This is a genomic window from Paraburkholderia sp. GAS41, from assembly GCF_050436545.1.
GTDB lineage: Bacteria > Pseudomonadota > Gammaproteobacteria > Burkholderiales > Burkholderiaceae > Paraburkholderia.
The window spans coordinates 12,578-39,394 of the sequence record NZ_JBNDMK010000040.1; the positions used below are offsets into that span (position 1 = coordinate 12,578).

The 26,817-nt window shown below is 58.4% G+C and carries 25 protein-coding genes and 3 pseudogenes; 6 read left to right on the forward strand and 22 right to left on the reverse strand.

Annotation, left to right across the window (positions count from 1 at the left end):
• Positions 1 to 39: 39 nt before the first annotated feature.
• Positions 40 to 333: pseudogene (locus P3T43_RS33225) on the reverse strand (N-acetyltransferase family protein); the annotation flags it as partial.
• Positions 334 to 442: 109 nt separating this feature from the next.
• On the opposite strand from P3T43_RS33225, the gene P3T43_RS33230 reads away from it, so the two are divergent.
• The 5 genes and pseudogenes from P3T43_RS33230 (at position 443) to arsN2 (ending at position 4,168) form a co-directional block, all read left to right on the forward strand.
• On the forward strand, positions 443 to 775 hold the full coding sequence (locus P3T43_RS33230; RefSeq protein WP_429285236.1) for an ArsR/SmtB family transcription factor: 333 nt from the start codon (positions 443 to 445) through the stop codon (positions 773 to 775).
• Positions 772 to 1,233, forward strand: a complete 462-nt coding sequence (locus tag P3T43_RS33235) for an ArsI/CadI family heavy metal resistance metalloenzyme (RefSeq protein ID WP_429285237.1) — start codon at positions 772 to 774, stop codon at positions 1,231 to 1,233. The genes P3T43_RS33230 and P3T43_RS33235 overlap by 4 nt, the downstream gene beginning before the upstream one ends.
• A pseudogene (locus P3T43_RS33240) lies at positions 1,230 to 1,751 on the forward strand (arsenate reductase ArsC). Before P3T43_RS33235 ends, P3T43_RS33240 begins: the two are co-directional and overlap by 4 nt.
• A gap of 73 nt (positions 1,752 to 1,824) precedes the next feature.
• Positions 1,825 to 3,678: an ACR3 family arsenite efflux transporter gene (gene arsB, locus P3T43_RS33245; protein ID WP_429285260.1), complete on the forward strand. Its 1,854-nt coding sequence runs from the start codon at positions 1,825 to 1,827 to the stop codon at positions 3,676 to 3,678.
• Between the two features lie 10 nt (positions 3,679 to 3,688).
• Positions 3,689 to 4,168: an arsenic resistance N-acetyltransferase ArsN2 gene (gene arsN2, locus P3T43_RS33250; protein ID WP_429285238.1), complete on the forward strand. Its 480-nt coding sequence runs from the start codon at positions 3,689 to 3,691 to the stop codon at positions 4,166 to 4,168.
• Positions 4,169 to 4,523: 355 nt separating this feature from the next.
• Here the strand turns inward: arsN2 and P3T43_RS33255 are convergent, their stop codons facing one another.
• The 9 genes and pseudogenes from P3T43_RS33255 to P3T43_RS33295 form a co-directional block, all read right to left on the reverse strand.
• Positions 4,524 to 5,030: a GNAT family N-acetyltransferase gene (locus tag P3T43_RS33255; RefSeq protein ID WP_429285261.1), complete on the reverse strand. Its 507-nt coding sequence runs from the start codon at positions 5,028 to 5,030 to the stop codon at positions 4,524 to 4,526.
• Positions 5,031 to 5,204: 174 nt separating this feature from the next.
• Positions 5,205 to 6,659, reverse strand: a complete 1,455-nt coding sequence (locus tag P3T43_RS33260) for an NAD(P)(+) transhydrogenase (Re/Si-specific) subunit beta (RefSeq protein WP_429285239.1) — start codon at positions 6,657 to 6,659, stop codon at positions 5,205 to 5,207.
• Positions 6,660 to 6,980 carry an NAD(P) transhydrogenase subunit alpha gene (locus tag P3T43_RS33265; RefSeq protein ID WP_429285240.1) on the reverse strand — a complete coding sequence of 107 codons (321 nt, stop codon included), beginning with the start codon at positions 6,978 to 6,980 and terminating at the stop codon, positions 6,660 to 6,662.
• 12 nt (positions 6,981 to 6,992) lie between these two features.
• Positions 6,993 to 8,150 (reverse strand): Re/Si-specific NAD(P)(+) transhydrogenase subunit alpha, encoded by a 1,158-nt coding sequence (locus P3T43_RS33270; protein ID WP_429285241.1) that lies wholly within the window; start codon positions 8,148 to 8,150, stop codon positions 6,993 to 6,995.
• 214 nt (positions 8,151 to 8,364) lie between these two features.
• Positions 8,365 to 9,492: a DUF3500 domain-containing protein gene (locus P3T43_RS33275; protein WP_429285242.1), complete on the reverse strand. Its 1,128-nt coding sequence runs from the start codon at positions 9,490 to 9,492 to the stop codon at positions 8,365 to 8,367.
• Positions 9,493 to 10,190: 698 nt separating this feature from the next.
• The gene (locus tag P3T43_RS33280) at positions 10,191 to 10,565 is read right to left on the reverse strand and encodes a BON domain-containing protein (RefSeq protein WP_429285243.1); all 375 of its coding nucleotides are present in this window, start codon (positions 10,563 to 10,565) and stop codon (positions 10,191 to 10,193) included.
• Positions 10,566 to 10,594: 29 nt separating this feature from the next.
• Positions 10,595 to 11,725, reverse strand: coding sequence for a porin (locus tag P3T43_RS33285; RefSeq protein WP_429285244.1), 1,131 nt, complete (start codon positions 11,723 to 11,725; stop codon positions 10,595 to 10,597).
• A 224-nt stretch (positions 11,726 to 11,949) separates the two neighbouring features.
• Positions 11,950 to 12,108, reverse strand: a pseudogene (locus P3T43_RS33290) (transposase); the annotation flags it as partial.
• A 96-nt stretch (positions 12,109 to 12,204) separates the two neighbouring features.
• A complete protein-coding gene (locus P3T43_RS33295) occupies positions 12,205 to 13,227 on the reverse strand; it encodes an NAD(P)H-dependent flavin oxidoreductase (protein ID WP_429285245.1) in 1,023 nt (340 codons plus the stop codon).
• 355 nt (positions 13,228 to 13,582) lie between these two features.
• On the opposite strand from P3T43_RS33295, the gene P3T43_RS33300 reads away from it, so the two are divergent.
• The gene (locus P3T43_RS33300; RefSeq protein WP_429285246.1) at positions 13,583 to 14,587 is read left to right on the forward strand and encodes a LysR substrate-binding domain-containing protein; all 1,005 of its coding nucleotides are present in this window, start codon (positions 13,583 to 13,585) and stop codon (positions 14,585 to 14,587) included.
• A gap of 173 nt (positions 14,588 to 14,760) precedes the next feature.
• On the opposite strand, the gene P3T43_RS33305 is transcribed toward P3T43_RS33300, so the two are convergent.
• The 12 genes from P3T43_RS33305 to P3T43_RS33360 form a co-directional block, all read right to left on the reverse strand.
• Complete coding sequence (locus P3T43_RS33305) at positions 14,761 to 15,168, reverse strand: hypothetical protein (protein ID WP_429285247.1); 408 nt, start codon at positions 15,166 to 15,168, stop codon at positions 14,761 to 14,763.
• A 174-nt stretch (positions 15,169 to 15,342) separates the two neighbouring features.
• Positions 15,343 to 16,314 carry a quinone oxidoreductase family protein gene (locus P3T43_RS33310; RefSeq protein WP_429285248.1) on the reverse strand — a complete coding sequence of 324 codons (972 nt, stop codon included), beginning with the start codon at positions 16,312 to 16,314 and terminating at the stop codon, positions 15,343 to 15,345.
• A 139-nt stretch (positions 16,315 to 16,453) separates the two neighbouring features.
• Positions 16,454 to 17,911, reverse strand: coding sequence for an FAD-dependent monooxygenase (locus P3T43_RS33315; RefSeq protein ID WP_429285249.1), 1,458 nt, complete (start codon positions 17,909 to 17,911; stop codon positions 16,454 to 16,456).
• Positions 17,912 to 18,005: 94 nt separating this feature from the next.
• Positions 18,006 to 19,451 (reverse strand): aldehyde dehydrogenase family protein, encoded by a 1,446-nt coding sequence (locus tag P3T43_RS33320; protein WP_429285250.1) that lies wholly within the window; start codon positions 19,449 to 19,451, stop codon positions 18,006 to 18,008.
• 45 nt (positions 19,452 to 19,496) lie between these two features.
• Positions 19,497 to 19,952: a carboxymuconolactone decarboxylase family protein gene (locus tag P3T43_RS33325; RefSeq protein ID WP_429285251.1), complete on the reverse strand. Its 456-nt coding sequence runs from the start codon at positions 19,950 to 19,952 to the stop codon at positions 19,497 to 19,499.
• Positions 19,953 to 20,121: 169 nt separating this feature from the next.
• Positions 20,122 to 21,093, reverse strand: a complete 972-nt coding sequence (locus P3T43_RS33330; protein ID WP_429285262.1) for a quinone oxidoreductase family protein — start codon at positions 21,091 to 21,093, stop codon at positions 20,122 to 20,124.
• Positions 21,094 to 21,407: 314 nt separating this feature from the next.
• Positions 21,408 to 22,046 (reverse strand): glutathione S-transferase family protein, encoded by a 639-nt coding sequence (locus P3T43_RS33335; protein WP_429285252.1) that lies wholly within the window; start codon positions 22,044 to 22,046, stop codon positions 21,408 to 21,410.
• Positions 22,043 to 22,660: a glutathione S-transferase family protein gene (locus P3T43_RS33340; protein WP_429285253.1), complete on the reverse strand. Its 618-nt coding sequence runs from the start codon at positions 22,658 to 22,660 to the stop codon at positions 22,043 to 22,045. Before P3T43_RS33340 ends, P3T43_RS33335 begins: the two co-directional genes overlap by 4 nt.
• Before the next feature lie 59 nt (positions 22,661 to 22,719).
• Entirely contained in the window at positions 22,720 to 24,090 is a 1,371-nt protein-coding gene (gene gor / locus P3T43_RS33345; RefSeq protein WP_429285254.1) for a glutathione-disulfide reductase, read from the reverse strand.
• Between the two features lie 331 nt (positions 24,091 to 24,421).
• Positions 24,422 to 24,721 carry a YciI family protein gene (locus P3T43_RS33350; protein WP_429285255.1) on the reverse strand — a complete coding sequence of 100 codons (300 nt, stop codon included), beginning with the start codon at positions 24,719 to 24,721 and terminating at the stop codon, positions 24,422 to 24,424.
• A gap of 104 nt (positions 24,722 to 24,825) precedes the next feature.
• Positions 24,826 to 25,833: an NAD(P)H-dependent flavin oxidoreductase gene (locus tag P3T43_RS33355; RefSeq protein WP_429285256.1), complete on the reverse strand. Its 1,008-nt coding sequence runs from the start codon at positions 25,831 to 25,833 to the stop codon at positions 24,826 to 24,828.
• Positions 25,834 to 26,090: 257 nt separating this feature from the next.
• Positions 26,091 to 26,366 (reverse strand): hypothetical protein, encoded by a 276-nt coding sequence (locus tag P3T43_RS33360; RefSeq protein ID WP_429285257.1) that lies wholly within the window; start codon positions 26,364 to 26,366, stop codon positions 26,091 to 26,093.
• Between the last annotated feature and the right edge of the window lie 451 nt (positions 26,367 to 26,817).

A 26,817-nucleotide genomic window follows, 5' to 3' on the forward strand; every position in this document is an offset into this window, starting at 1 on the left:
GACTACTACATCGATGCATGGCGTCTCGACTGCGATGAATCAGGCCGCCACTGGTGAGGGGTTGCACTTCAACCGTGACATGCGACAACCCCTTGAAGCGCCCGAGCACAGCATGATAGAAGCGCGAGCCCCGCCATCTCGCCATGCACCGAGCTTGAATCCGACCTTTTCATAGACACCGATATGCTTGAATCCAACTGCTTCATGCAGCGCGATACTCGCGGCGTTGGGTAGCGCGATGCCTGCGAACGCCTGCGCGTAGACGAGCTCCGTTAGCTCCCCCAGTAAGGCTTCGTACAGTCCGCGTCCGACACCGCGCCCTCGACTGGTGGCGCGGACGAACCTCCGCGCAACGGAGGTGGCACGTTGTCGCCCCGTCCCGCCTCACCCATCGATTCAATAATGTTTGAAATATCGAAATGACTGCTCTATTGTTCAGGGCATGAACTCAACCCTAGTTGTTCGCGCCCTGAGCGCGCTCGCCCACGAATCGCGTCTCGCGATCTTTCGCCTTCTGGTTGTGGCCGGCCCCGAAGGTATGGCCGCCGGTGAAATCGCCCAACAGCTCGGGCTTTCCCCCTCAAGCCTGTCGTTCCACCTAAAGGATCTGTCACATGCCGACCTGGTGAAGCCGCGACAGGATGGGCGTTTCATCATCTATACGGCGAATTTCGACGCCATGACAGGTCTTATCGGCTTCCTGACGGAGAACTGCTGCGCCGGCGCGACCTGTGCCGCGAGCGATCTCCCCAATTGCTGCGGAGACACACCATGAAGTGCATGCACATCCATGTAGTGGTCGAGAATCTGAGCGACAGCATCCGGTTTTACAGTGCCATGTTTGGCAACGCCGAACCTACAGTTCTCAAGAGCGATTACTGGAAATGGGAGTTGACCGACCCAGCGGTGAATTTCGCGATCTCGCAACGCGGTGTGAAACCGGGTGTCGATCACATTGGCATTCAGGTCGAAACCGCGGCGGAGCTGGCCGGGATGAATGCGCGCTTTGGCGCGGCTCAACTGTCGGCAGAGGCGCAGATAGGGACGACCTGTTGCTATGCCAGGTCGGACAAGGCCTGGACGGTAGATCCGCAAGGCGTCGCGTGGGAAACGTTTAGAACCCTTGAAGCCGCTCCGGTCTACGGACAGTCACACAAGCAATCGCAACATCAGTCCTCAGCCGCATGCTGCGCGCCGGCTCAAAAAGCCATTACATTCGCGAGCCGTCCGTGAGCGACAAAACGTACTCGATCCTCATTCTCTGCACTGGCAACAGCTCGCGCAGCATCATGGCCGAGGCGCTTTTCAACGTGTTGGGAAAGGGCAAATTTCGCGCGTATAGCGCGGGCAGTCACCCATCCGGGGCGGTGAACCCGTTCGCCATTGAGCGCTGCGAAGCGCTGGGATACGACACGAGGACGCTGCGTAGCAAGAGCTGGGATGAGTTCGCTAGACCCAACGCCCCGCACATGGACTTCGTTATTACGGTGTGCGACCAGGCTGCGGGCGAAGTCTGTCCAATCTGGCCGGGCCACCCGCTGACCGCGCATTGGGGTTTCGAAGATCCGGCGGCATGCGAGGGAAGCGACGAGGAGAAGCGCAAGGTCTTCAACAAGGCCTAACGGCAAATCATGAACCGGGTGAGCCAGTTCGTGAATCTGCCGTTGCATGTGCTGGATCGCAACGCGATTCAGCGTGAAATGCACGCGATCGGTGCGAGGCCAGCAGAGGAATCAGATGAGCAGCACTGATACAGCGATCGGCAGGGCACGGCCGGCGATCGGATTTTTCGAGCGTTATCTGACGGTCTAGGTTGCCCTCTGCATCGTGGGGGGCATCCTGGTCGGGCAGCTCTTGCCCCAGCTCTTCCAGGCGATCGGCCGGATGGAAGTGGCGCACGTCAATCTTCCGGTCGGTGTGCTGATCTGGGTGATGATCATTCCGATGCTGATCAAGATCGATTTCGGCGCGATGACTCAGGTCAGGAGCCAGTGGCGCGGCATCGGCGTTACGCTGTTCGTGAACTGGCTCGTCAAACCCTTCTCCATGGCATTCCTGGGCTTGATCTTCATCCGTCATGTGTTTGCGTCGTGGCTTCCCGCCGACCAGCTCCACAGCTATATTGCGGGCCTGATCCTGCTGGCCGCGGCCCCCTGCACGGCCATGGTGTTCGTGTGGTCACAACTCTGCAAAGGCGATCCGTATTTCACGCTCTCTCAGGTGGCGCTGAATGACTCCATCATGATCGTGGCATTCGCGCCCCTTGTAGCGCTCCTGCTCGGCCTGTCCGCGATTACTGTGCCGTGGGATACGTTGATCATTTCGGTTGGGTTATACATCGTCATTCCCGTCATCCTCGCCCAACTGCTGCGCCGACACCTGCTGGCCAGAGGAGAAGCGCATTTCCGGCAGGCGGTTGCACATCTCGGCCCGTACTCGATCAGCGCGCTGCTCGCGACGCTCGTCCTGCTGTTTGCCTTTCAGGGGCAGGCAATCGTCAAGGAGCCGCTCGTTATTGCCATGCTCGCGGTGCCGATCCTGATACAGGTGTTCTTCAATTCCGGCCTCGCTTACCTGTTGAATCGCAGGCTCGGCGTTGCGCACTGCGTCGCTGGGCCCTCGAGTCTGACCGGTGCCAGCAATTTCTTTGAACTGGCGGTTGCGACGGCAATCAGTCTGTTCGGGTTCTATTCCGGTGCAGCCCTGGCCACTGTGGTTGGCGTGCTGATCAAAGTGCCGGTGATGCTCTTCGTCGTCTGGATCGGCTTGGGCGTCGCGATGGCCGCGACGCTCTACGATCCAGTTTTCGCGGTGATTACGCGGGACTTTCCAGGCAGCTTTCGCACAAAGATCACGTTGATTACGCTGGTAGCGGGCTTTGCCAGCACCGTCTTTATCCCGCTGACTCAGCTTCTCGTCGACCGGCTCCAATGGCGAGGAGCGCTCCTCGCGCTAGCCGGGTTTAACCTCGCGATCTGCCTACCCATCCATGTTTTCGCAATTGGCCGCGATGCGCCGCGCGAAGACAATCGGGATTACAAGGCCTCGCTGAAGGCGATCAATGCGGCGGCAACCAGCCGTGCGCTACGGACGCCGACATTCTGGGCGCTTGCGGTCTGTTTCACAGCCTACTATGCGACGTTTGCGGCGCTAACCTTCCACCTGGTACCGCTGATGGCGGAACGGAGGGTGCTGCCAGCGTTGATCCTGACGACAATGGCCGTAATCGGTCCGGCGCAGGTTCTCGCGCGCGTGCTGTGGTTCACGCTCGGCCGCAATGTTCGTCCGTCGATTGTCGGCGTCATCGTTACGGCGGCGTTGCCCGCATCAGTCGTCGTTCTTATGTGCGCAGGCACGTCATCCGTCCTGCTGATCGTGTTCGCGATTATCTACGGCGGCGCAAACGGCATGATGACGATCCTGCGCGGGACGATCGTGCAGGATGTGATGTGGACGGAGGGCTATGGAGCCGTGAGCGGACTGCTCTCGATGCCCTCGAACGTTGCCAAGGGCATCGCACCAGTTTCGGCTGCCGCGATCTGGACGGCCGGCGGAAACTATGTGCCTGTCGAATGGACTGTGCTGCTGGTATCGCTCGTTTCGGCTGTTGCGTTCATCTTCGCCATACGCGTCACGCTCGGCAAAAAATTTGGCGAACATCAGGCAAATTTCGAGTGAGCATACAGCTATGCAGATAAGAAAGGCCAACGACGCCGACCTGGGCGAGATCCAAAACCTGTTAAACGCGAATGGCTTACCTTCAGAAGATGTTTCGACGACGCTTATCGAAGGATTCCTGGTTGTCGAAGACGCAAGCGGAATAGTTGTTGGGATCGGCGGTATCGAGCAGCTCGGCTCGAGCGTGCTCTTGCGATCGCTCGCCATCACGTCGGAACTGCGCGGTAGAGGCATCGCGAGAGAACTAGTCACACGGCTCGAAGACAACGCACTCTCACTTGGTCAACGGGAAGTTTGGCTGCTGACAACGACTGCTGGACACTTTTTTGAAGTAGCAGGCTATAAGCACGCAAGCCGCGACGAGGTGCCCGGCGAGGTGCGGTTGTGCAGGCAGTTTGCGGTTCTTTGTCCGTCGACGGCCATGTGCATGAGAAAGCGGCTCCTGCCAACGTCGTCCCCATCTGCCGTCGAACGGCCGCTATCAACCTGACTTCCGCCGCGCGAATCAAAATCGTTACCGGCTCTTGTTGGCCGCGTGCTGCCCGATGCGGTCGGCATACGTCGGCCGCAATATTCCTTGGCCACCGTCGGCGGGCGTGCGTCGAAGGCCTCATATCAAGAGCGAAGTGACGACTTTATTTCGCGTCTGGCAAACCCATACTGAGTATGGCTCACCACGCTATCGGGGCGCACGAAGTCCCGAGTTGACGACTGTATAGTCGCAACGTTGCCATCTTTAACGTGTTCTACGCGACCGTCGCAAGTCAGTCCGCCAGAGGCCATTCGCGAACGTCCCTCGAGCGGCTGATATTGGGCCGCCCCCCCGCTCTAGCGCGGTTCGCCTGTTACGCCAGTTGTTTGCACATATGCTCCTCATCATAAAAACGATCTCCAACCTTCATCGCGCGTGGCTCCAGGCCAAACGTCTGAAAGCCGTACGACGCGTAGAGCCTCTTTGCCGGCAGGTTTTCTGCATTGACACAAAGCATCAACTGGATGGTGTTCCACTCCTTGATCGCGTGAGCTGTCGCTGCCGACAACAGCGTTTGCGCGATTCCTCGTCCACGGTATCCAGGGTTGACAATCACGCCCCAAACTGTGGCCTTGTGACTGACTTGAAACAGCGGCTCACGACGAATGCCCGTGACGCCGACCAATACCTCGCCCTCGAACGCACCGAAGACGGCCTGGGTCGGTGTTGAACGAATCCGGTTGGCGACCTCTTCAATCGACCGTGCCATTTCCTCCTGCCGGGTGGACCAGATGGCGGTAGGGGCGTTGTCGACGGCGAGAAGACGCATTGCCTTGAATTGCTCCACGTCATGTGGGTCTAGCAGGCGGACAGAGACCATGCAATATAAGGAGATGACCAAAGAACACTTACCGTACTCGATATCAACCACGCCGCGCAAGTTTTAACGGTCGGGCATTTAGCCCGGAACGCCGGCAACGAGGCGTCCCATCCTCAAGCTTGAAGCAGATATGGAACCCTTGAATCGACTATTACACGGGACCCCTGCGGCTCATCACGCCGCAGCCTTCACCATATCTTCGATGACCTTCTTCGCGTCGCCGAAGACCATCATGGTTTTATCCATGTAGAAGAGATCGTTGTCGAGCCCCGCATAGCCCGCTGCCATCGACCGCTTGTTGACGATCACTGTCCGCGCTTTATATGCTTCGATGATCGGCATGCCTGCGATCGGCGAGCCCGGATCGTTCTTCGCCGCCGGGTTCACCACGTCATTCGCACCCAGAACGAGAACGACGTCGGTCCGGCCGAATTCGTTGTTGATGTCCTCCATCTCGAAGACGAGGTCATACGGCACCTCCGCTTCCGCGAGCAACACGTTCATGTGGCCCGGCATGCGGCCCGCCACCGGGTGAATCGCATAGCGCACCTCCACGCCCTTCTCCACGAGCTTGTCGGTCAGTTCCTTAAGCGCATGCTGGGCCCGCGCCACTGCAAGACCATAGCCCGGCACGATCACCACCGATTCGGCGTTGCCAAGCATGAAGGCGGCATCATCGGCCGAGCCCGACTTCACGGGGCGCTGCTCCTGTACGCCGCCTGCGGTCGCGCCACCGCTTTCAGCACCAAAGCCACCTAGCAGCACGTTGAAGAACGAGCGGTTCATCGCCTGGCACATGATGTACGAAAGGATCGCACCTGAGGATCCCACTATCGCTCCCGCGATGATCAGCATCGCGTTGTTCAGGGAGAAGCCGATGCCCGCCGCCGCCCACCCCGAGTACGAGTTCAGCATCGACACCACGACTGGCATGTCCGCGCCGCCGATCGGAATGATGATGAGCAGACCCAGCACGAACGCGATCGCCGTCATGATGATGAACGGCAGCCACATCTGCGTGAGGTAGAACTCGATGCCGAAGCCGATCATGCTGAGCGCGAGCACCAGGTTGAGCAGATGCTGGCCCCGGTAGACCACCGGCGCCCCCTGGAAGAGCCGAAACCTGTATTTCCCGGAAAGCTTTCCGAAGGCGATCACCGAGCCGCTGAACGTGATCGCGCCCACGAACGTGCCGATGAAGAGTTCTATGCGGTTCCCGTAGGGAATGAAGCCTGCAGGCGAGGCATCCCCGGCAAGGAGGCCGAACGCAGCCGGCTCGGATACCACGGCATACGCGATACATACTGCGGCGAGACCGATCAGCGAGTGCATCGCCGCGACGAGCTCGGGCATCTTGGTCATCTCGACCCGCTTGGCGACGACTGCACCAGAGCGAGCGCCAATGACGAGCGCGCCAAGAAGAAGCCCAAGACCTAGCTTGAGATTCAAGCCCGAATGAAGGGACTTGGTCACGATCAGCACCAGCGTAGTCTGGATCGAAATGATCATGCCGATAAAGCCGAACACGGTGCCCGCGCGCGCGCGCTTCGGGTTCGACAGACCCTTGAGCGCCTGGATGAAACAGACCGAGGCTACAAGATAAAGCAGAGTCACCAAATTCATGTTCATTTATGCGCCCTCCTTCACGTTAGCCTTCTTCGGTTCCCTCTTGCGGAACATCTCGAGCATGCGCCGCGTGACGAGAAACCCACCAGACACATTGACCGCCGAGAGCAGCACGGCAAACGTGCCGAAAAACTTGCCTACGCCGCCCACGGTCAAACCCGTGGCAAGCATCGCACCCACAATCACGATTGCCGAGATTGCATTGGTCACGGCCATGAGTGGTGTGTGCAACGCCGGCGTGACATTCCAGACCACGTGGTAGCCGACGTACACCGCAAGCACGAAGATGATGAGATTTACAACGGTATGGTTGACGATTTCCATGTCCGGTCTCCTTTATCGTTTAATCTCGCACGCAACTTCACTGTCGCGTGTAAGGAGTGTCGCCGCGACGATGTCGTCGGCCATGTCGATGTTCAACGCGCCTTCTTTCGTGAGAATCAGCTTCAGAAAGTCCAGCAGGTTGCGTGCATAGAGCGCCGATGCGTCGGCCGGCACCATTGACGCCAGATTGGTGTGGCCAACGATCGTCACGCCGTGCATGACGATCACCTCGTCGGGTTCGGTCAGGGGGCAATTGCCGCCACGCCGCCCCGTAGCCGGATCGGCGACGGGTCCGCGCCCTGCCGCGAGATCCACCACCACAGAGCCTGGTTTCATCGCCTGCACAGTTTCAGCGGGCAGCAGTACCGGCGCGTCGCGACCTGGAATCAGCGCCGTCAAAATGATCATGTCGGCCTGTTTTGCACGCTCGTGCACGAGTGCGGACTGGCGCGCAAGCCAGGAAGGCGGCATCGGTCGCGCGTAGCCGCCCATGCCCACCGCCGCGTCGCGTTCCTCCTGCGTTTCGTAAGGCACGTCAAGAAATCGCGCACCGAGCGATTCGATCTGCTCCTTCACCGCCGGGCGCACGTCCGACGCCTCGATAACCGCACCGAGACGCTTGGCCGTCGCGATAGCCTGCAGGCCCGCGACGCCCGCGCCGAGAATCAGCACACGCGCCGCCTTGACCGTACCAGCGGCGGTCATGAGCATTGGCATGAAGCGCGGATAGAGGGTCGATGCCAGCAGCACCGCTTTGTAGCCAGCGATGTTGGCCTGAGAGGAGAGCACGTCGAGGCTCTGTGCGCGCGTGGTACGTGGGGCGGTCTCAAGCGCAAACGCCGTCACACCCGCTTCGACGAGCTTCTGCGCGTTCTCCTTGTCGAAAGGATCAAGCATGCCGACCAGCACCGCGCCGCGCTTCATGAGCCTCAGTTCATTCACCGTGGGCGTCTGGACCTTGAGCACAACGTCGGCACCGAAGGCCGTCTGTGCGCCAACGAGCTCTGCGCCCGCCGCCTGGTACGCCTCGTCGGGAAAGCTTGCGGCCGCGCCGGCGCCACTCTGGACCGTGACGCGATGACCTTGCGAGACGTACTTCTTGACCGTCTCCGGCGTTGCTGCGACCCGTGCTTCGTTTTTCCGCGTTTCGGCGGGAACTCCGATATGCATTTTTATTAGTCCATTAGGTATACGAAACGAATGCGAGTGCACGCGACGCATGTATCCGCACTCACCCGTGTCTTAACGACCCGATAGGGCTTTTCGTAGAAGACATCTTTCGCCCCATCTTCAACGCCTGTACGTACGCCTGGACCGGCCGACAGTTACTAGGCGCGACCTCTGCTGTCGCCTCGATTTTCCCAGCGACTTCTACTCCCGACCATCATTTCGGCGCTTCGGCTACGTTCCGGCCCGTGTGCGAATGCGTATGGGCCCCGTGCTCATCCGTGTGGCACTGGAGGTAATGTTGGCGCAACAGATCCTTGCCATAATCCCCGCCATTCGGTGTGCGCACGAGCGTGTGGATGTGATCGCGCGACGGCAAATCGTTATCGAACACGATGCCGGGTTGGTGGTCGAACTCAACCAGGATTACCGGACTTAAGATGCGGTAGTAAAACGGACTCGTGTCCTCGACATGTCCGATCCAGGCGAAATGCGTATCGCTAAGGTGACGTTTGGCCTCCTCCCAGCGCAGTTCGGAATGACCAGGGCGGATGTACCCGATATAGTGCGCCAGCAGCACCTCGAGGCGCTCGCGGCCTTCCTGCGGCAGGTCCCCATAACGGAGACCGCCCGGCTCGATATGCCGGTTATCGTTGAAAGCGCCCCCAAACACTTCCCATGGCAGTACCGTACCGATCGTCGCCGCTGCTTGCACCTCGGGAGGCAGCGAGCTCATTAGTGCATAGCCCTGCTCCTCCTCCGTGGCAAATACGCGCAGACCGCTATATTTGCCGAACCGTGCCAATACTGGCTCCGATCCCATCAAGGTCGGCGTCACGACGAGTCGGTCGCCGAGTACCAGGCAATTGACGTTCAGGTGGTGGCCATCGATCTGCCAGCCCCAGGGACCTTCCGGCGACGGCGTCCCGAAAATGCTGACCCAGTAATACCATTCGCTGTATTCCTCAGGCTTGCCAGTTATTTCGAGGGCATGCTCGTTGAGTCGCATGACGTCGCGCGCGGTCTGATAGCCCGTCGCGCTCATCGTCTCGCGCATCAGTGCCAGTGCTGCCTCACGCTGTTCGTGGCCAAGATCGGCAAGGCAGACGCCATTGCGGGGCATCAGCCACGGATGAAAGTTGGACCACCCCCGCCACGCCTCGTCGTCGATTGCCAGACACGCGGCGCGCCGCTGCGGTGCGTCGAGGCTCGCGAGAAACGTACGTGCCGCCTCCAGCAGCGGAGCGAGCGAGGCCCCGGCCAGCGCCGGCGGAATTGGATCCCGGCTCACCGAGCCGTTGCACCTTATCCCCTGGAACGGCTCGGCCAGACCGGCCCGCGCCATGTCGACCAGCTTGTGCTGGCGCGGCGTCAGCTCGAATGGTCGAGTCGCCGGTGCTGCCGGCCACTTGCGCAATCCAAAATTTGCGGTTTCTCCTGCCATACCATTGTCCTCCCGTTTGTTCGGCCGTGACCCTATGGCAAGCCGAAATTGGAAACACGTTAGTGCTAGTCGAACGCGAGGCCTGCGCAACTTCGGCCTCAGCCATCGCTTCACCAACGATTGCACCTACCGGCTCGACCGCCAGATAGATTGCGGGGCGAATTCCGAACCAGTTGGCCCGTTAGCCGGCTGCCAGACATTCATCCGCTTACGACACTCCTCGGTCGTGCGCGCATTTCGACGCGACGGTTTTTTCAATTCATCCAAGGTGCGGACAGGGCCTCCAATAGCGCCGCAGCAAATCAGCCATCGGGCTAAAAGTACGAGTGAAGATACCTTCAAGTAACACTGAGATAAATATGCCGCGGCTGGAAAGACCCTCACGCTCCGCCGGGTAATCACAGCTGTTTTGTGTGCAACCTCATCTGTACTACTAATGATTGTGCAGATGACTTCGACGCTCGGTTCGACACCGGCACCGTGCGCTCGTTATGCCATAAAGGCGGTAACGACACTCGTGTCTTTCGTGCTGGAATGGTGACGCCCCCCAGGAATGACGAGAGGCGACGGCAACGATTCCCCATCCGCGCATATCCGACTCATTGCTCGAATGGACGCTGGACCCTTAGCTTGTTTGTCACGGCCAAAACACCTGGGCTACTTTTTACGACACTTTCCACTATGTCGATCTGGTCCGCATCAGTTACTGTCCCGTTTAGCGTAACCACTCCGTTCTTCGCCAGAATGCTGATATTGCCCGCGTCTATTTCGCTGTGCTTTGCTAGCGCTTTATAGAGACTTTTTTTCATCACGCGATCTGCATGTTTATCTGACTTGACGACCTGCTTTTGAGAAACAGCTTCAGCAGGATTCATCGGAACCTGAATATTCTGTCCAGATTGTGACCACACGCCGATAGATACGGTGGAGAACAATGAAGCCACCAACGCCTTTGATGCCAGAGGATAATTCATATAAATATTCGCCCGGTCAAATCTGTCAATTAAAATGAGTGCCTTATGCCTACCATCACCGCGGTTGTCGATACTCCCGGAGCAACAGGTTCGCCATAGGCAATCCATTGATTCATGGTTCCTTTGTTGCCAACATAGGCAACCTGCAAATATGTAGTAGTCTGTCTCGACATAAAATAATTCGCGCCGATCGAATATTCACCTGAATGATTCGCTGTGTTATTGCGATCCTGCAGATAATAATACCCTGATGTCACCACGAACCACGGAGTGAATTGATATCCCACCCCACCTGATATCATTTCGATATTGGCACGTACTGAATCCGATGGATTCCTGCCCGCAGCATACGACGCAGAAATAGACGCCCCCGCGTATCGATACATGGCGCCAAGGTAGTAAAACCGATTGTTGTCGAGTCCCGTCGGCACAGTCGTTGCCGTCGGATTCGTATCATGACCATTATAAAAAACCGCAGATACATTTAACCCATAATTCGAAAATTTCAGGACAGCGGATTCGCGGCTACCCCCTTGTATCTGCCCTGGAACGCCGCCCGCGGAGTACTCGAGCATGAGTGTTGTACCAAGGAGTTTAGGTGATTGGTAAACAAGAGAATTACTGTCGAACAATGCGCCAATGGGCAAATTCGAATTTTGCCCTATCCAGCCTGCGGAGTGATTCATCGACAGCCAGGCAGTCAAAATGCTGCCAAAATATACTCCCGATCGAGCGTCCGTATCCACCATCGCATAAACCATGGGCGCGTACTGCCGGCCAATGTCAAAGCTACCAAATTGACCTGATACCCCGACCGTAGCGATCTGATTGAAGATCGCGATCACCCCTGTCCTGTCGCCCAGTTGAAAATTACCGCTGGTACTATTGTAGGCATTTTGCAACTTGAAGTTGATCTTGTACCCGCCCCCGAGGTCCTCAATCCCTTTCAATCCCCAAAAGCTGGCATACAATCCCGCGTCTTTATCCTGCCACACCACTCCATTATCGCGTGCCGTTGGTAAAAAAGATGAAGCCGAAGTGCGTTGATAGTAAAGTCCATTATCAACTACGCCATACAACGTAATCGAAGATTGCGCATGCGCCACATTGACCAGCGCAAATAATACGATCATCCCTTGCAGCCTGATATGAAACCTCATACTTCCTCCTGATTTTATTAATTTTTTAAACCATTGCGGTAAATCTCCTTTGTATTTATTTATCTTTCATTCAATCTCTACATTGGTAGTTATCCTAACTTACCAATCCACCGGTTAAGCAGAAGAAACGCCTGATATGGAACGCGCACACATATTGGTCGATCACTCGGGATAAACCACTACGAACAATTCGAATTAATCACAGTGACCACATAAAACCGCGCACGACGGCGCAGCGTGCCGAAGGTCCGCTCGATCGCGTTCGTTGTACTCAGGTGTTGCCAGTGTTCGACTTGGCAATCGTAGAAGATGAGCGGGTTTTCCCGATCCTTCCGCTGCCTCTCAGTGCCGTTCACGTACGCGTCGGTACGAGTCACGGCCATTCAGATCAACCCGTTGTACGGGGACTCCTGTTATTCGAATTCAAGGCACGGAACCAGGGGAGAAGTGGCTAGCCGTTCGTGATGTTCGCCGCTTGCTCAGCCAACAGTCCGCATTGCCGCAATTCTGTCGAGTACTGCCTGCGCCGTCGTCTCGATGTCCCCAACGATGTCTGCGACAGACTTCACATCGTGAATGAGGCCGATCGTCGTGCCGGCATAGAGCGGACTGGCCTCCCAATCTCCCTCCATCGCATCCCATGCAGCCGCGACGTCATAGCGATAGAGTGGTCGCCCATCTGGAAAACGCGAGATCTGGTCGCTTTCCCCAGGCCGATGACCGGTGGCCGGACGACCGGCGTCTTCCCATCTGGAGTACGTAGAGTTGCGTATCACTCGATGCGGACACGCTTGCCATCCCACATTAAAGAGTTCGGTCTCAACCAGATCCGTCGCGCGAGCGGCGACAACACGCTCCTTGTAACCGCGATGGTTGGCCGATTCCCTGCTCGCGACAAAACGTGTTCCCATCCAGACGCCACACGCACCAAGGGCCATCGCGGCGACCAGACCACGGCCATCCGCAATACCGCCCGCCGCTACGACAGGGACCCCTTTGGCGGCATCAACGATAGACGGCAAGAGCGTCATCGTCGGTGCCCTGGCTACCAGATGACCACCTGCCTCCCGTCCTTGCGACACGATAAAATCGACGCCAAGATCTTTTGCTCGCGCCGCCTCGTCGGGCGTGCCCAGTGTCCAGAACACCAGCCCACCCGCATCCTTGATGATGCGCACGTAGGGTTCGATATCTCCGTGCCATAGCGAAAATACGCGCACCCCTGCATCCAATGCAGTTGCGAGCCTCTTGCGCTGGTCAACGATCAGCGACAGATTTGCGCCAAACCGACCGTTGGTCGCCCGACGCCTTTGTGCGAGTTCGTCGCTTACGGTCTCCTCCGGCATATGCATCAGCGCGGTAAAGCCGAAGCCGCCGCTATGGGTCATCGCTCCAAGAAATTCCGCGTTTGAACCTCGCCCGATAGGAGCAGCCAAAACCGGAACGCGCAAATCCAGTGCCTTGGTCAACGGTGTTTCGAGAGCCATATCGCCTTTCTCCACGCTCAGAGCAAGCGCTTATCGAGTCCATGGGTCAGCTGCGCAGGCGCTACGAACATTTCACCCTCTGCCGCCGTGACCTCCAGATTGCAAGCGCAGGATAAACCGCTATTTTTGACGGGATAACTCCCCTCAGTCTGGATTCACTATCAGGCTATTCGAAAAAATCGCGGCCTTAGCTGCACACGTTGCGCCCGGCGTCAGACTGGTACTTATCCCGACGCCTTATTCAAGTAGGCAACTATTATGGCGGTGGTAGGATCTGTCGGAATGAATAACGACTGCCGCCCGGCGGGCACGCGAGCACAGTCATCAATCGAAAGAGAACAAGCGATACGTCGAGCAATTCGAAGATCAATTGCTGCACAAGCAAAAACTGCACAGACAAGAGCCACTGGTCGAGGTGGCTTCGCTGCGGATTCGAGTCTTGGGGGAATGCATGGATCGGATGGCCAGTCTCACCGCCTTTGTTCGCGTCGTCGAGAGCGGCGGCTTCACTGCGGCAGCGCGCCGCCTCGATCTGTCGACAACAACGGTAAGTAACCAGGTCCAGGCGCTCGAAGACGTCCTTGGTGTGCGTCTGTTGAGCCGCACGACACGCAGTGTGGGTCTCACCGAAATCGGTCGGGAGTATTACGAGCGTTGTACTCAGATCTTGCAGGACCTGGCGGAAGCCGATGAGATGACCAACGCGTTGCAGGCGACGCCGCGCGGCCGGCTCCGCCTGCGTTGCCACCACGCACTGGAGCGGTTCATCGCGCCGGTCGCTGCCCGCTTCGCGCGCGAATACCCGGACGTGTCGCTGGATTTTCGCACCGACGGCGCCGTCACCCCCGTCGACCCGGTACGTGAGGCGTTCGACCTATCTATCATGCCGGCATCACCTGCTGATTCGCCCTTGATCAGAAGAACCCTGGCCAAATGGAACTACGTTTTATGCTGCGCGCCAGCTTACCTTGAAACGCATCCCGCGCCTCGAAGCCCGGCCGACCTGCCTGATCATAACTGCCTGCTTTACGTCCATTCACTCTTTCGCAACGAGTTCCATTTCGTCGATCCTGCCGGCAATCCGACAAGCGCGCGCGTATCGGGCAACCTGCTCTCCGCCAGCCTGACCGCCATGCGCGCAGCTGCCGGTGCCGGTCTCGGATTGTGGCTGTGCCCCCCGTTTGTTGTAGCCGATATGCTCGCCTCCGGCGCACTCGTCCAGTTGCTGCCCGACTACCACACGCAGGAGTTGGAGATCGTTGCGCTCTCCCCCCATCGGCGGCAATTGAGCACAAAGGTCCGGCTGCTCCTCGATATGCTGGTAGAGCGGTTCGCCGACGACAAGCATTGGCTTGATTCCATGCCTTGCGGGTAAGACTAGAAGCGATTAGGCCGCGCCCCTCACCGGCCTGGGAAAAGCTGGCCGCGCTCGTCAGCGTCGCCAACGGTCTCGCTGCGGACCCTCTTTAGGATATCGACACGTTCCGGTGAAGTTGCACGGGGCCAGTCCGGCAAGGCGGCCTTAGCCTGCGAACATCGGCCCGGCTTCTAGCGCCCGCGCATCTGCTGGGCATCGGTATCGAGCATTTGCTCTGCCGCACCGCCCTCGAGTCCCTTGTAATAGACGTGCACGCCGATCGCAAGAGAGTCATTGCGAATCGCGTGAAGCACCCGCAACGTTTTTACGGGATTACGAAACAACAGATAGTGCGATTTCTCGGCAATGAGACGGGCAGCCTGATGCATGCAGTGGCGGTTCAGCGCGTCGACCAGTGCGTCGAGGCTCACGTGTGTGCGCGCGTCGGTTCGGGGATACAGCATATGCAGCACGGCCACGGCCCGCGGGGCAAGCACCGCGGACAACCCCGTCACGATGTCCTTGTGCGTAATGGTTGTGGCCACGCGCTCGGCGCCATCGATGGAATCGACAAACAGCGCTTCAATGTCAATTGTCATGCGAGTATTTCCTCTGCTTCACTCAGGAAGCGCCGATCAATTGGTTCGTTGTACTCGCGACGGATGAGACGAGTCGCAATGTTCAACGGGGCGAAGAAATTCTGGTCCGATAGCATGCGAGGTGGCCCGTGATCGGGGCCCTCGCCCTTTGCAATCTCGTCAATCAAGGGTTCTCTAAAAGACCATCAGGCTTGATCCCTTGGTCTGCCTGCCTTCCATATCTTTGTGAGCCCGGACGACTTCGTCGATGTTGTAGCTTTGCCCAATTGGCACTTTGAGGCCGCGGCGAATCTTGTTGAAGAACGCCGTGGCATAGCGCAGCAGATCCGGTCTGCTCTGCGTGTAATGGACAAACCGCGGCCGTGTCAGATAGACGGACCCGGACTCAGCCAGCTTGCCGATGTGCAAGGGCGGCGGCTCCCCGGATGCAGAACCAAAGCTCACGAGCATGCCTCGAAATGCGAGGCTCTTAAGTGAAACTTCGAAAGTGTCCGCGCCCACTGAATCGTATGCCACATCGACACCACGTCCCGCGGTGATTGCACGCACACGCTCCGCGACATTTTCGGCCGTGGAAACAATAACGTGATCGCAACCATGTTCGAAAGCGTGGGCGACTTTTCCCGGATTGCCTACCGTACCAATGACGGTGGCTCCAATCGACTTTGCCCACTGACAGAGAATGGATCCCACTCCACCCGCAGCAGCATGAACCAGCACGAAATCCCCGGACGCGACCTGAAAAACACCTTCGATCAGGAAGGCGGCTGTAATTCCGTGCTGAAGAGCCGCGGCAGCGATCGTTGGCTCGATGTCGGGCGGCAGTTTGACTAAACGATCTGCGCTAACGATCCGTTGTTCCGCATAGCTACCCGGTGGAATGCCCGCATAAGCGACAACGTCCCCCACAGCCAGTTCCGGACTGTCCCAGTTTATCTCTCGAATAACGCCGCAACCCGCCACCCCGAGACCACTCGGCAAGGATAACGGATAGTGTCCCTGGCGCTGCATGATGTCGAGATAGTTCAGACCGACCGCGATATGTTCGATCCGTGCCTCCCCGGCCTTGACCTGGGCGTTTTGTTCTTCGTGAATCTGCATGACTTCGGCATCGCCGAAGTTTTCAATCTTGATGACTTTGGGCATGATCTGCGTCTCTAGCGTGCTGCTGAATTGGGATGCCGTATCCCGGCGTTTGACGGGCGGGCTTGCTGAACATCGCGTTCATGACCCTTAGCGGTAGATTCAATCCACCAAGGACCATGACCTTGACTAACGAGGGGCCTCAAACCACCCCGGCCGAATAACCGTCCGGGCGGATCAGCACGGCCGAAGCGCCCTCGAAGAATCGCTGGGGACGCTCGGGGCTGGTGATCCGGATGAGCGACTCTTCCGGCAGCGCATCGGCGAACGGAACACTCGCCCCTGCTGCGAAAGACAGATGGACCCAACGCCCGGCAGAAAGCAGTTCGTGCACGAAGACTTCCGATCCATCAGCCCGACGAACCCTGCGATTGGGTACGCGAACGCCGATGCCCGTGCCGCAAGGGGCATCGGAGAAGGCACGCATGACGCCCACATCCTCATAGCTGACACTGACGCCGGAAATCTTTCCAGCGAGCTTCGCATTGACTTCCGGGAAGGCCAGGCAGTCAGAGATCATTTTGCGCAGGCCAAGGCCGCCGGGGGTGAACGCCGTCATCAGCACGCCTTGCGCCATCGTGTTCTCATGAAGCTGGTGGCCGACTGGCCGGCGCTCTGCCTCGTAGGTATCGAGCAGAGATTCGTCCGCGTCGCCCTTGATGACGGCGGCGAGCTTCCACCCGAGGTTAAACGCATCCTGCAGGCCGACATTCAACCCCTGTCCAGCAGCCGGAAGGTGAATGTGCGTGGCGTCGCCAGCGAGGAATATACGGCCGCGCCGATAGTGCTCTGCCAGCCGGGTTTCGTTGGAGAAGCGCGAAAGCCAGACCGCGTCGCGCATGTTGTAGTCAGTGCCGCGAACTTGTCGCATCGTGCGGGCCATGTCGTCCAGCGTCGGCTCCCAGGTAGCCGGGGACGTATTGTTTTCCTCGGGCGTCGTCAAGACGACCCGACGCCGGCCGTCACCGCCCTGCGGTGCAATCATCACTCCGCCGCGCTCGTTGTACTCCGTGAGCATTGGTTTGCCGTCCGGCAACTCTAGTCTCACGTCGCCCAGGAGCCACGTGTGTGTCGCCGCATGCCCCGGGAACGCGATGCCTGCCTGTTGACGCGTCAGACTGCGTGCGCCGTCGCAGCCGACGAGATAGCGTCCCTTCACGCGGAATGGACCTTGATCTGTTGTGCCTTCGACCGTGACTCCGGACTGATCCTGGCGGATTGTTTCAGCGGAATGCCCGCTGAGGAATGCGATGCCAAGCTCAATTGCGCGCTCAGCGACTAGTCTCTCAGTGGCCGCCTGCTGAATTCTGAGCGTTTGGGGGAAAGAGCTATCGAGAGCCGAAAAGTCGAGATGCGTATCGAGCATCCCATAGTGCCAGCTCGGGAATGGCTTCCCGCATGCGAGAAACCTGTCGACCAGCCCGCGCAGCTCGAACATCTCGAGCGTGCGGCTGTGCATCGTCCCCGCCCGCGACTGCAAGGTTCTTTCTGTGCGGCGCTCGACGACTGCCACATTTACGCCCGCAAGTCGCAGTTCACAGGACAGCCAAAGCCCGACTGGCCCGCCGCCGACGACCACGACATCGAAAGACTGCTCCATCTCAACCTCCCTTGATGCATCGTTAGATTTGCTTTGGTGGTTGCTGCCACGACCCATGCGGCCCATATGAACGCCGGATTTCTACACTCGTGTGTCAAGCCATCGTGTAGGCGGTCTTGACGGTGGTGTAATGCTCCTTGGCGTACGTCCCCTGCTCACGAGCGCCATAGCTCGAACCTTTCCGACCGCCGAACGGCACGTGATAGTCGACACCCGCTGTCGCCACGTTGACCATCACCATCCCGGCCTCGCTGTTGCGTTTGAAATGCGTTGCGTATTTCAGCGAGGTCGTGCAGATACCGGCGGAGAGGCCGAACTCGGTGTCGTTGGCCACGGCGAGCGCTTCGTCGTAATCCCTGACGCGCACGATATTGGCCACCGGGCCGAAGACCTCCTCGCGCGAGATCCGCATGGTATTGGTCGTTTCAGTGAAGAGCGCCGGCCGAAGGTAGAAGCCGGGTGTCCCACGCTTCAGTACCTCTCCGCCAAACACCAGCTTGCCGCCCTCGTCCCTGGCAATCTGGATATATTCAAGGTCCTGTTCAAGCTGGCTCTGGTCGACCACCGGACCTATGTGCGTGCCTTGCTTCAGCGCATCGTCGACCACGATACCCTTTAGCCGCTCGATGCAAGCCTCGACGAAGCGGTCATGGATGCCCGCCTCGACGATCAGACGCGAGGACGCCGTACAGCGCTGACCGGTGGAGAAGAACGCGCCGTTGATTGCCGCTTCGACCGCCGTGTTGAGGTCAGCGTCGTCAAGCACAACGAGCGGATTCTTCCCCCCCATCTCGAGCTGGACCTTCTTCATCGGGCTCGCGGCAATGCAGATAGCCGCGATCTTGCGACCGGTCGAGACCGAGCCGGTGAAAGAGATGGCGTGCACGTCCTTGTGTTCGAGCAGCGCCTGGCCCACGACCGAACCGCGCCCCATTACAAGGTTGAGCACGCCCTTTGGCAGACCCGCGCGGTGGAGGATGTCGACGAGCGCCCAGGCCGAACCCGGCACAAGGTCGGCCGGCTTGATGACGACGCAGTTGCCCCAGGCGAGCGCCGGGGCGATTTTCCACGCCGGAATTGCGATCGGGAAATTCCACGGCGTGATCATCCCTACGATCCCTACCGGCTCGCGGGTGATCTCGACGCCAACACCGGCGCGCACGGACGGAAGTGTTTCACCACCGGGACGCAGACACTCACCGGCCGCGAAGGCGAAGATCTGCCCCGCTCGGGTCACCTCGCCGATGCCTTCGGCGAGCGTCTTGCCCTCTTCGCGCGAGAGAAGCCGGCCAAGCTCGTCCTTGCGGGCGAGGATCTCATCGGAGGCCTTCTTCAGGATATCGAAACGCGTCTGCGGAGTGGCACGGCTCCAGGCCGGCAACGCGGCCCTGGCCGCGGCCACCGCCTGATTCACGTCCGCCGCGCTACCCTGGGCATATTCGCCGACAACGTCATTTATATCGGAAGGGTTGATGTTGCGAGAGACGTTGACGCCTGCAACGAATTCTCCGCCAATAAGATTGGAATAGGGTTGGGACATGTTTCCTCGATAACGTTCTTCAGATTACTGAAACCGCCTCATGCACTAGACGGTCGTGTCCGTCCGGGCTTCGCTCTCGGACGCCGCCAACTGACCTATGATCGCCGCACCCCGGTTTGCGCACGGTATCCCACCGTAGAGGTAAGCCATGCTCACGACGGCTTGCAACTCTTCCCAGGTAGCGCCCGCTCGCCTCGCTGCACCAGCATGCAGCAAGGCCCCGTCGAGCAGCTTGGTGAGCATCATGCCGAACACCATGAGTTGAGCGGTTTTCGTATCGAAACAGGTCGGATACAAGGCGTGGGTGCGCACCGCCTCTTGCAGGCGAAGGAGTTCAGGATCGAGCGCGCCCGTCACAGCCAGTCGAGCGGCTATGAGTGGCGGCACGAAGCCAATCAGGTCCTTGTAACCCTGCTCGCGTTCAGCGAGAGGAGTTTGTGTATCCGCGTACGAGCCAAGTTCGCTCCTAACCATTTCCATATCCAAGCGGACGTGTGCCATCGATAGAGTCCTTCCCTCTCGAACTGTGTTGTCGTGCGCTCCCTCGACGCTCGAGCCCGAGCACTTCCGCATCGTGAAGCAATTCGCTGTACAGACTTCGCAACCTGAACGGGTTCAACCGTTCTGCCGGCGTTCGAATGCAGCGTCGATACGCCGGCCACACTTCGCGTCAGGGTACCAGTACCAGGGAGCCGACTGTCTTGCGGGACTCGAGGCTACGATGCGCGTCCGCTGCATTCTTGAGCGCAAATCGCTGGTTGATGTGCACCTTCACGGCGCCCGACTGCACGACGTCGAACACCTCCTGGGCACCCTCCTCGACCTTGGCGCGGTTCGGCAGGTAGGCGTTTTGCGTCGGGCGCGTCAGGAACAGCGAACCCTTCTTGTCGAGGATGCTGATGTCGAACGGCGGCACCGGACCCGACGCTGTGCCGAACAGCACCATCAGGCCAAGCGGCCTGATGCAGTCGAGTGAACGCATGAAGGTATCCTTACCGATCGAGTCATAGACGACCGGAACGCCGACGCCGCCCGTGACCTCCCGTGTCACTTTGACGAAGTCGTCCTTTCCGTGGATCAGCGGATAGTCACAGCCGTGCGCCTTCACGAGTTCCGCCTTTTCCTCCGTCGACACGGTTCCGATGACCGTCGCGCCCAAAGCCTTGGCCCACTGGCAAAGCACGAGGCCGACGCCGCCCGCGGCGGCATGCACGAGGATCGTGTCGCCCTTACCGACCTTGTAGGTCTGCCGGCACAGAAACCATGCCGTCATGCCCTTTTGCATCATCGCCGCACCGACATCGTCGTTGATGCCGTCCGGCAGTTTGATCAGGCGATCGACCGGCGCGAGGCGAACTTCGGTGTAGGCGCCTTGCACGCCGCTATACACGACACGGTCGCCCGCCTTCAGCGAAGTGACATCGGGCCCAACGGCCTCGACCACGCCGACGGCTTCACGCCCCGGGATGAAGGGCAGCGGCTGCGGGTAAAGGCCGGAACGGAAATAAATGTCGATGTAGTTGACACCGACGGCCGTCTGGCGAATTCGCGCTTGTCCTACATCGGGATTGGCTACGGAAATCTCATCCCAGACAAGATTTTCGGGTCCGCCTGTCTCATGAACGCGGATAGCATGGGGCATCAGTCGTCTCCTTCGGTTGGCTAAGCATTGCAGATTGATTCGGGCGGCGCTCTCCGGTGATGATGAATTCGAGCACCTCTCATTCGCTCCGATTTCGTTTTTGGAGCGCAGCTTTATCAGAGTAGAGATGAAGATACCCTTCACACAGGTCGCAATAAATATGTCGCGACGGGAAAGACTCTCCAGTGCCGCCGGATAATCGGAGGTGTTTGTACGCGGCCCATCGAGGACGAGCTGAAAACGCGCCACCGAGTCGACGCAATCATCGCGACGACCCGGTGGCGCGCTCCGGAAATCCTGTGTTGTATCGTGGGTCAGCTCAGGCCTATTTCGAGCACGTGCTTTCGAAATGCATCACGTTTGCAAAGCAAGTCGTACCATCGTTGTACATTGCGGTAATTCGGGCGCTCTACGGGTAGCGCAAACCAGCGGTACGCCAACGGACCTACCGCGATATCCGAAATCGAGAACGATGCGCCGCTTAGATATTCCGATCGTTCCAGAAACCGGTCGAGCAAACCGAATCGCTCCGCATTTCTCGCACGGGCTTCTTCGATTGCCTCTGGGCGGCGCTGATCGACGGGCGTTCTGATGATTCTCATGAAGAGATCCCTGTTCGCCGGCGCCAAGGAAGACAATTGCCAATCCAGCCAGCGATCGACCCACGACCGCTCAACGGAGTCAGTTGGATATAACCCGCTTGCACGGAAATGATTGGCGAGATATCGAAGTATCGTGTTGGATTCCCATACCACGACTTCTCCGTGGATCAACGTAGGAACAACGCCATTCGGATTCCTGGCAAGATAGTCCGCATCCTTGTTACCACCGAACTGACCGCCCACGTCCACGCGTACGCATGGTTGCTCGATTTCATCAAGCAACCACATGACTTTCTGCACGTTGGAGGAGTTGCTCCTTCCAAGAACCGTCAAGGACTTATGGTTCGTCATGGCAGAATCTCCATGCCTCGCTGCACAGCAGGCCGCGAACCGATCGAATCGTACCAGCGCTTGACATTCTTGATATCGTCCCATTCAATCTGGTGCAATCCAAAACGTGCTATCCAGGGATAAATGGCGATATCGGCAATGGAGTATTCACTGCCCGCGACATATTCCGCTTTACCGAGCCGCCCGTCCAGGACCTTGTACAGCCGGTGAGTTTCATCCGTGTAGCGCTTAAGACCGTAGGTCTCCTGCGGAGCGTAACGGCGATAATGGTGCGTCTGTCCGAACATCGGACCGATGCCGCCCATCTGGAACATCAGCCACTGTAGCGTCTCGTGACGTTCAACTCCGGACGACGGCAATAATTTTCCCGTCTTATCCGCCAGATAAATCAAAATCGCCCCGGATTCAAACAGCGTAATTCCCTTCCCGTTTGGTCCATGTGGATCGACGATTACCGGAATCTTATTGTTCGGATTCAGTGCGAGAAAGCGATCATTGAATTGCTCGCCCTTTGTGATATTCACCATATGCACGTTAAAGGGCATCGATAGCTCTTCCAAAGCTATGGAAACCTTTCTTGCGTTCGGTGTTCCCCAAGCATATAAATCAATCATCTCTTTCCCTCTCGTGTAATGCATGTTCCTTAAAACGACACGCCGCGCCGCTGGTTGAATCAGGACTGCGACGCAGTTGCATGTCGTGCGCTTCTTAGCGTTACAAACTCTTCCGCCACGCTCGGGTGCACACCCAGTGTGGCGTCGAAGTCCGCCTTCGTTGCTCCCGCTTTGAGTGCGACAGCAATACCTTGAATGATTTCCGCCGCGTCCGGCGCTACGATATGCGCCCCCAGGATCCGGTCAGTCTTATCGTCCGCAATGAGCTTCACCAGAACGCGTTCATTCCGACCGGAAAGTGTCGCGCGCATTGGACGAAAAGCAGTGCTGTACACCCGCACAGCGCCGTGTTTCGCACACGCTTCGGCCTCGGTGAGACCAACCGCTGCGACTTGCGGCTGACTGAACACGGCAAACGGAACATCTTCATGGTCTGTTGGCCGGGGCTTGGCACCGAATACGGAGTCAGCGAAAGCATGGCCTTCGTGGATCGCAACAGGCGTCAAGTTGATGCGGTTCGTGACGTCACCCACCGCGTAGACGTGATCGGACGATGTGCGCGAATAGCTGTCTACGGGGACCGCTCCTTGCCCGTCAACTTGAACACCGACACGTTCAAGGCCCAGACCGACTGTGTTCGGCTTTCGCCCAGTGGCGGCCACCACCAGATCTACCTCTAGAATTTCGCCAGAACCGAGGTAAACCAGGTATGCGCCGTGTTTTCGCTCCACTGCGGCGACCGCACTATCCAGTCGCATCTGAATCCCGCTCGCGGCCAGTTCGCTCCCGATATGCTCGCGAACCTGCTCGTCGAATCCGCGTAGCAACTTTGATCCACGATGGACCATCCAGACCTTTTTCCCAAGGCCCTTGAAAATGCCCGCAAATTCGCAGGCGATATACCCACCGCCAACAATCGCGACCCTTTCTGGTGCGCGCTCCATGGCTAACACGTCGTTGGACGTCACCATCAAGTCGGCGCCGGGAATCTCAGGCAACTCCGGCCTCGCTCCGGTGGCGACCAGAATGTGACCCGCCGTATAGCTCACATCATTCACGCGAACCTCGTGTGCGCCAACAATGGTTGCTCTTCCCTTTGTCACCTCGACCCCGGCCTTGCCGAGTAGCTCCTCATATACCCGCTCCAAACGAGCGACCTCGGTGTCCTTCGCACGGATCAGGTTTTCCCATTGGTGTGACGCTTCCGACACCCGCCAGCCGAACCCCTTGCTGTCCTCGAGCGCGAATCCAAACTGGGATGCGTACATCAACAGTTTTTTCGGCACACACCCACGAATCACGCATGTGCCGCCAAGCCTGTATTCTTCCGCGACAGCGACCTTCGCCCCGTAGCCTGCCGCTATGCGACTTGCACGGACACCACCGGAACCCGCGCCTATAACGAACAGGTCAAAGTCATACGTATTCATGGAGAGCACTCGCACGCTGGAAGAAAACAAAAACATCAAACCGGCTTCACTACTACCTCAAAGAGGACCGCTGACGATGGTTTCAATGAACGGGACGGTCAGTTCCACCAGGCATCAGAGAACGTTTGTATGTTTGAGCAGGTACGGCACGAGCCGTGTGTCGGGAGCAGTACGCTGCCAGGTTTCTCTGCAAGGGAGATGAAGATTGCATCCGCTCGGCCAGCACCACGCGCTCGCCCCGTTCCCCCAGGCGCCCAGCCAGGGGATCTTGTGCTCGTATTCAAAGCGAGGAACGTGGCGCGAAGCTGCTGGCCCTTTGTGACTCTCGCCCTCAGCCCTTGTCCGGATTTCCAGTCCCCCAGGCCCAGGGCCGGACCGAAACCTCAGCGAATAAATCGGCCTTTCTGTAGGGGTCGCCGGCCGCAAAGCGTTCGGCAGTCTCGAGGTCTTGCGCCTCGATCACAAGCAGCGAACCGATCATATTCGCGCCGTCAGGCGACATGAGCGGTCCGCCCAGTCTATAAGTCACGTCAGGATTGGGGGTACGCAAGTATTCGCCGTGAGCCGGGCGCGTCTTGGCTCTAACATCAGAGGCCCCGGGTCGGTCGATGGCTACGATAGCGAAGTACATCGAAGTTCCTTAATGTTAAGAACCAAAGAGGTCGTCACCTTCAATGTAAAGGCTGCCCGGCTCCTGGGCTCGTTCCGAGCTTTGCGCCGATCGTCTCGACGCGTTTAGCGCGCGGTCCGCAAACCTGCGATTTTGTCGAACGCCGCCTGCGCCGTCGTCTCGATGTCCCCAACAATTTCCGCGACAGACTTCACATCGTGAATGAGGTCAATCGTTGTGCCGGCATAGAGCGGACTGGCCTCCCAATCTCCCTCCATCGCATCCCAGGCAGCCGCGGCATCGTAGCGATAGAGTGGCTTTCCATTTGGAAAACGCGAGATACGGTCACTTTCCCCTGGCCGTTGACCGGTGGCCGGACGACCAGCGGCTTCCCATCCGGCATACGTGGAATTGCGTATCACTCGATGCGGACACTCTTGCCCAACCGGATCGAAGAGCTCGGTCTCGACAAGGTCCGTCGCGCGAGCGGCCACAACCCGCTCCTTGTAACCGGGATGGTTGGCCGATTCGCTGCTCGCGACAAAACGCGTTCCCATCCAGACGCCACACGCACCAAGGGCCATCGCAGCGACCAGACCGCGCCCATCTGCAATACCGCCCGCAGCCAGCACGGGAACCCCTTTGGCCACGTCAACGATAGAAGGCAAGAGCGACATCGTGGGCGCACTCCCTACGTAATGACCTCCCGCCTCGCTTCCTTGCGACACAATAAAATCGACGCCAAGATCCTTGGCTCGCGCCGCCTCGCCGGGCGTACCCAGCGTCCAGAACACAAGGCCGCCCGCATCCTTGATGGTGCGAACGTAAGGCTCGAGATCACCCTGCCACAGGGAGAATACGCGCACCCCTGCATCCAACGCGATGGCAAGCCAGTTCCGGCGGTCACGGGTCAACGACAGATTTGCCCCAAACCGACCGTTGGTTGCCCGCTTCATTTTCGCAAGCTCGTCGTTCAGCGTCTCTTCCGGCATATGCGCCGCCGCAGTAAAGCCGAAGCAGCCGCTATGGGCCATCGCTCCGAGAAATTCCGCGCTTGAACCTCGCCCGAGGGGACCCGCCACGACCGGAAAGCGCAAATCGAGTCCTCTGGTCAATGCTGTTTCAAAAGGCATGTTAATTGTTCTCCACGCTCAAATTTCCGCCTGATTACGTCTGACTTCTTCCACGTCTATATCTTCGACGGCATTACAAAAAGCATCCCGTCTGTCTTGACCAAAAGATAACTCTTTTTCCCGACGGAATAACTCCCCTTAGCCTTGATAGACTTTCAGGCGATTCGAAAGAATGCTGACTGTGCCTGGAGCGCCGGGTCCACGCCAGATCTGCCAATCTTCCCCGCCGGAATAACGATAGAGGGCGTTGCGGCTTGTCAATCGATCGGCCTGAGCCAGCATGCGGGCCCGAAGTACTTTCTCAAGCCGTAAAACCCTAAGCGCGCGCCCGGCGTTTGTGCTGCACCCGCTCGTTGTACCGGCAGGCCTTGAACAAACTCGAAACCTGCCGCATGCGACATTCCGGGCCACTTCGCCGTTCGTCCCACGTAGCTGTGCAGCGCGTCCGTTGCAAGCACGAACGGGCAGCCGTAGCGCTTAAACAGCCTGCTCATCAGCCGGTTGCTCGCCGCTTTGTTGCCGCGGCTCGACACCAGCCCATTCCCGTCAGGTTCATGATTGTTTCGAATCGCTAAAAACTCTATCAAGACGGCAGAGAGTTATCGCTGTCAGTAAAAAGGTCTATCTTGCAGTCAATGCAGACGGGTTTAATTTATGACGCCGTCGAACATATACCTTTTAAAAAATCGAACACAATTAGGCGGAACAAAGGTGAAAAATGCCAAAAGACCAGGACGTTCGTAGTGTCGCGGAATCAAAGCCGCACGGCGTGAAGTCTGTCTTATGGCGAACTGCCGCACGGTTCTGCTCTCTTATGGTATATGCGACCGGCGATGTCTGTTTGTACGGTTTGGTCTATGCTCCGGATGACTTCTCCGAAGACTCTCTGTGGAGTTGCCCCTGTAAATCAGGACACGCAGACACCGTTAAGTTGATGATGCAGCGGTTCGCCGGAACTCCCGGGGGGAACGGTACTTCAGTGCC

What these genes read in the sequence shown, in the direction of transcription:
- P3T43_RS33230 (WP_429285236.1), top strand. Translation starts at nt 443, where the DNA reads ATGAACTCAACCCTAGTTGTTCGCGCCCTGAGCGCGCTCGCCCACGAA.
- P3T43_RS33235 (WP_429285237.1), top strand. Translation starts at nt 772, where the DNA reads ATGAAGTGCATGCACATCCATGTAGTGGTCGAGAATCTGAGCGACAGC.
- arsN2 (WP_429285238.1), top strand. Translation starts at nt 3,689, where the DNA reads ATGCAGATAAGAAAGGCCAACGACGCCGACCTGGGCGAGATCCAAAAC.
- P3T43_RS33255 (WP_429285261.1), bottom strand. Translation starts at nt 5,030, where the DNA reads ATGGTCTCTGTCCGCCTGCTAGACCCACATGACGTGGAGCAATTCAAG.
- P3T43_RS33260 (WP_429285239.1), bottom strand. Translation starts at nt 6,659, where the DNA reads ATGAACATGAATTTGGTGACTCTGCTTTATCTTGTAGCCTCGGTCTGT.
- P3T43_RS33265 (WP_429285240.1), bottom strand. Translation starts at nt 6,980, where the DNA reads ATGGAAATCGTCAACCATACCGTTGTAAATCTCATCATCTTCGTGCTT.
- P3T43_RS33270 (WP_429285241.1), bottom strand. Translation starts at nt 8,150, where the DNA reads ATGCATATCGGAGTTCCCGCCGAAACGCGGAAAAACGAAGCACGGGTC.
- P3T43_RS33275 (WP_429285242.1), bottom strand. Translation starts at nt 9,492, where the DNA reads ATGGCGCGGGCCGGTCTGGCCGAGCCGTTCCAGGGGATAAGGTGCAAC.
- P3T43_RS33280 (WP_429285243.1), bottom strand. Translation starts at nt 10,565, where the DNA reads ATGAATTATCCTCTGGCATCAAAGGCGTTGGTGGCTTCATTGTTCTCC.
- P3T43_RS33285 (WP_429285244.1), bottom strand. Translation starts at nt 11,725, where the DNA reads ATGAGGTTTCATATCAGGCTGCAAGGGATGATCGTATTATTTGCGCTG.
- P3T43_RS33305 (WP_429285247.1), bottom strand. Translation starts at nt 15,168, where the DNA reads ATGACAATTGACATTGAAGCGCTGTTTGTCGATTCCATCGATGGCGCC.
- P3T43_RS33310 (WP_429285248.1), bottom strand. Translation starts at nt 16,314, where the DNA reads ATGCCCAAAGTCATCAAGATTGAAAACTTCGGCGATGCCGAAGTCATG.
- P3T43_RS33315 (WP_429285249.1), bottom strand. Translation starts at nt 17,911, where the DNA reads ATGGAGCAGTCTTTCGATGTCGTGGTCGTCGGCGGCGGGCCAGTCGGG.
- P3T43_RS33320 (WP_429285250.1), bottom strand. Translation starts at nt 19,451, where the DNA reads ATGTCCCAACCCTATTCCAATCTTATTGGCGGAGAATTCGTTGCAGGC.
- P3T43_RS33325 (WP_429285251.1), bottom strand. Translation starts at nt 19,952, where the DNA reads ATGGCACACGTCCGCTTGGATATGGAAATGGTTAGGAGCGAACTTGGC.
- P3T43_RS33330 (WP_429285262.1), bottom strand. Translation starts at nt 21,093, where the DNA reads ATGCCCCATGCTATCCGCGTTCATGAGACAGGCGGACCCGAAAATCTT.
- P3T43_RS33335 (WP_429285252.1), bottom strand. Translation starts at nt 22,046, where the DNA reads ATGACGAACCATAAGTCCTTGACGGTTCTTGGAAGGAGCAACTCCTCC.
- P3T43_RS33340 (WP_429285253.1), bottom strand. Translation starts at nt 22,660, where the DNA reads ATGATTGATTTATATGCTTGGGGAACACCGAACGCAAGAAAGGTTTCC.
- gor (WP_429285254.1), bottom strand. Translation starts at nt 24,090, where the DNA reads ATGAATACGTATGACTTTGACCTGTTCGTTATAGGCGCGGGTTCCGGT.
- P3T43_RS33350 (WP_429285255.1), bottom strand. Translation starts at nt 24,721, where the DNA reads ATGTACTTCGCTATCGTAGCCATCGACCGACCCGGGGCCTCTGATGTT.
- P3T43_RS33355 (WP_429285256.1), bottom strand. Translation starts at nt 25,833, where the DNA reads ATGCCTTTTGAAACAGCATTGACCAGAGGACTCGATTTGCGCTTTCCG.